Below are 1660 nucleotides of genomic sequence, written 5' to 3' on the forward strand. Positions count from 1 at the left end.
GGCCCAGAGTGTGTCAAAACACGGAAATCTGCTGGGTACCGAGGTTTTGGCTCGCGGGTAGCCGCGCTCGTGCCGGACTGAAGAATTGGCTTTACTGCGATTTTGAACGGGATGGAGATGCGCACGATACCCTGACTTCAGTGCTTCATTGCGTGAGCCCTCACGCCCGCATTGCTTCCATTACCGCCGACATGCCGAGAAGCTTGATCACGCGCTTCATGTTGTAGGCCAGCACGTGCAAGCTCATCTCAGTGCTCACCCGCTCGATGGTCCTTGTCAGGAAATGAGTAGCCCCCATCCACGCCTTGATCGTGCCGAATGGATGCTCGACAGTCTGTCGTCTGATTCGCATCATCTCTGGGGCATGATCCAGTCGTGTCTGCATCGCTTCGAGAACAGTCTCGTGCTCCCAGCGTGCCACGCGGCGTTGAGGACCCGGAGTGCAGTTCTCTTTTAACGCGCACTGTTGGCAGTTCGAACTCCAATACTTACTGAGCTTCAGTCCGCGCTCAACGGTCGAGAACCTCCAGATGAGCCGCTCGCCTGCTGGACAACGATATTCGTTTGCCTGTGGGTCGTAAATGAAATCATCTCTGCTGAAGCGACCATGAGCCGTTGCGCTCGATGTCACCGTCTTCGGTACAAATACAGTGATTCCCGCTTCATGGCACGCGAGCATTTCCTCGCTCTTGTAGTAGCCGCGATCTGCAACTGCAGTGAGCTTATCGACACCCATCTCTGTACGTGCAAGCTTCGCCATCGACGTCAATTGATCACGGTCAATGCCATTGTTGGTCACCTCGTGCGCCACAATCAGATGGTGCTTTGTATCGACCGCTGTCTGGACGTTGTAGCCGACGACTCCCGTGCCGCGGGTCTTCATCGAGCGCGCGTCAGGATCGGTGAGCGACACTTGCCTGTCGGGTGCCGCATTGAGTCGGACCTCGATCTCCTTCAGACTTCGCATCTGCTCCTTGAGAGCCGCGATCTTGTCCCGCAGTCTCTCCGTCCTGGCCTTCGCGATTGTGGGCTCCTGTCGGTCGGCTGTGTCCATCGCCAACAAGTACCGACCAATGCTCTCCTCAATGTCCTGCATACGGCGTTCGAGCTTCGCGCTCGTGAAGTTACGGTCACGATGGTTGACCGCCTTGAACTTGCTGCCGTCGATCGCGACCAGTGCGTCAGCAAACAGGTCCAGGCGCTGGCAGAGCATTACAAACTGACGGCAGACATTGCGGATCGCCTTGCCATTGTCTTTTCGGAAGCGAGCGATGGTCTTGAAGTCAGGCGCCAGACGGCCGGTCAGCCACATCAATTCGATATTGCGCTGGGCCTCGCGCTCAAGTCGACGGCTGGATTGAATGCGGTTCAGGTAGCCGTAAATATAGATCTTGAGCATCACCTCGGGATGGTACGAGGGACGCCCGGTGAGCGCAGGTTCGACGCCCTCGAATCCCAACTGTAGAAGATCAAGTTCATCTACAAAAACATCGACGACGCGCACGGGATTTGTGTCCGTTACGTAGTCGTCGAGCGCCTCAGGAAGGAGAAAACTTTGCGTACGGCTGTCGCCCTGAACGAACCGCTTCATCTCGCTCGCCTCCGATACCAGATGAGAAATCATAGCGGTTCAAAATGACGTTTTGACACAATCTGGGCC

1 protein-coding gene is annotated in these 1660 nt (G+C 56.2%); it reads right to left on the reverse strand.

Going from position 1 to position 1660, the window contains the following annotated elements; all coding sequences use genetic code 11:
- Positions 1-160: 160 nt before the first annotated feature.
- Positions 161-1591: an IS1182 family transposase gene (locus HV670_RS29905; protein WP_175108530.1), complete on the reverse strand. Its 1431-nt coding sequence runs from the start codon at positions 1589-1591 to the stop codon at positions 161-163.
- Positions 1592-1660: the final 69 nt, after the last annotated feature.

Source organism: Pararobbsia alpina, assembly GCF_902859895.1.
GTDB lineage: Bacteria > Pseudomonadota > Gammaproteobacteria > Burkholderiales > Burkholderiaceae > Pararobbsia > Pararobbsia alpina.

Bases quoted from the DNA above. Each gene is read 5' to 3' on its own strand.
- HV670_RS29905 (WP_175108530.1), bottom strand. From the start codon at position 1,591: ATGAAGCGGTTCGTTCAGGGCGACAGCCGTACGCAAAGTTTTCTCCTT.